The sequence below is a fragment of the Streptomyces calidiresistens genome (genome assembly GCF_014141525.1).
GTDB lineage: Bacteria > Actinomycetota > Actinomycetes > Streptomycetales > Streptomycetaceae > Streptomyces > Streptomyces calidiresistens.
Map to the genome: position 1 here is coordinate 1 of NZ_VKHS01000950.1, position 1,869 is coordinate 1,869.

2 protein-coding genes are annotated in these 1,869 nt (G+C 76.1%); both read right to left on the minus strand.

Going from position 1 to position 1,869, the window contains the following annotated elements; all coding sequences use genetic code 11:
• Positions 1–284: 284 nt before the first annotated feature.
• Complete coding sequence (locus tag FOE67_RS24440; protein WP_228474244.1) at positions 285–1,088, minus strand: response regulator transcription factor; 804 nt, start codon at positions 1,086–1,088, stop codon at positions 285–287.
• Positions 1,085–1,867, minus strand: a complete 783-nt coding sequence (locus FOE67_RS24445) for a spermidine synthase family protein (protein WP_323385418.1) — start codon at positions 1,865–1,867, stop codon at positions 1,085–1,087. Before FOE67_RS24445 ends, FOE67_RS24440 begins: the two co-directional genes overlap by 4 nt.
• Positions 1,868–1,869 lie beyond the last annotated feature (2 nt).

Here is a 1,869-nt window from a genome sequence, read left to right on the forward strand (position 1 = left end):
CCCCGGGCTCCCCGCCCGCGGCGGGGGAGGCGGCCTCCGGGCCACCGGTGGCCGCCGGGGGGTCCCCGGGTACCCCGGGTGGTATCGAACCCGGAACCCCGGCGGGCCCCGGCCCCGTCGGGTCGTCCGACGGGCCGGGGCCCGCCGGGCCCACGAGGGTTTCGGGCGCCCCGTGCCGTTGCACGGGGACGCGGGGTGTCGTGCCGGAACGCCGGTCGACCGGGCCGGTGCGCCGGGCGGCCCCGCGGGGCCCCGGCCGACCCGGGTGCCCGCCGGTCACCCGGTCAGCTCCCCTCGGAGAGGGCGCCGGTCTCCAGCGCGTAGCCGACCCCGTGCACCGTGCGGATGCGCTCCGCGCCGATCTTCCGGCGCAGCGCCTTCACGTGGCTGTCCACGGTGCGGGTGCCCGAGGCGTCCGCCCAGTCCCACACGTCGGCCAGCAGCTGCTCGCGGGTGAGCACGGCGCGCGGCGTCCGCGCCAGGCACAGCAGCAGATCGAACTCGGTGGGGGTGAGGTGCACGTCCTTGCCACCGGCCCGGACCCGGCGCTGGGTGCGGTCGATCTCCAGGTCGCCGAGTTGCACGCTGCCCGGGCGCGGGGTGGCGGCCACGGCGGCGGCCCGTTCCACCCGGCGCAGCAGGGCGTGGGTGCGGGCGACCAGCTCGCGCAGGGAGAACGGCTTGGTCATGTAGTCGTCGGCGCCCACGCCCAGACCCACGAGCATGTCCGTCTCGTCGTCGCGGGCGGTGAGCATGAGCACCGGCACCGGGCGCTGGGCCTGCACGCGTCGGCAGACCTCCAGCCCGTCGTAGCCGGGCAGCATCACGTCCAGGACCAGCAGGTCCGGCTGGAACGCGGCCGCGGTCTCCACGGCCGCCGGTCCGTCGGCCGCCGTCTGGACGACGAAGCCCTCCGCGCGCATCCGCGCGGCTATCGCGTCGAGGATGGTGGGGTCATCCTCGACCACCAGCACCCGACGCTGGGCGCCGGGGGTGGTGGCCGTGCCGGTGGCGTGGCCCGGCCGATCCCCCGGCGACGACGACGCTTCGCCGTTCGTCGGGTGGGTGGTGGTGTCCGTCTCGTTCATGGTGGTCCCGCCCCAGGGAGGTGTCCGGAGCCAGCCGGCTGGTGCTGGCTTTCCTTGACTGTCGTGAGCAGCGTAGATCCCCGGTGGGGCCGGGGCCACGCCGCTCGTGCCGCGAGGTGCACCACGTCCGGGACACCCCGGGCGACCGGCACCTCCACGGTGCGCACCGCGTCGAACCCCGCTGCGCACAGGGCCGCTTCGAAATCCGCGGACGGCTGTGCCGACCATACGGCAAGCACACCGCCGGGGGTGAGTCGGTCGTGGCACTCCATCAACCCGCGTGGCGAGTACAGGCGGTCGTTGTCCGGAGCCACCGTCCACTGCGGGCCGTTGTCGATGTCCAGGCAGATCGCGTCCCAGGAGGCGTCCGGCCGCCGCAGATGCTCCATCAGGTCGGCGTGCACCAACCGGGTGCGGGGGTCCGCCCGGGCCCGTTCGGTGAACCTCCCCAGCGGGCCGTCGCGATGCCACTCCAGGACCGCCGCCTCGCGCTCCACGACGGTGATCGAACCCCACAGCGGGTCGGCGGCGGCCTCGTCCAGGGAGAACCCCACGCCCAGACCGCCGATGAGCAGGGACGGACCCGCGGGCGCGGGGCGCACCCCGGGCGGCGCGGAATCCGTGGCCGCGCCACCGGCCGGGCTCCCGGCGCGGACCCCGCCGTCACCGCCGTCACCGTCGTCACCGGAGTCCCGGGGGCCGGCGGGCCCGGCCGCCGTCGGGGGAGCCGACGACGGATTCCGGAGCGGGGCCCCTCTTTCGCTGTCTCCGATACACACCT

What these genes read in the sequence shown, in the direction of transcription:
- FOE67_RS24440 (WP_228474244.1), bottom strand. Translation starts at nt 1,088, where the DNA reads ATGAACGAGACGGACACCACCACCCACCCGACGAACGGCGAAGCGTCG.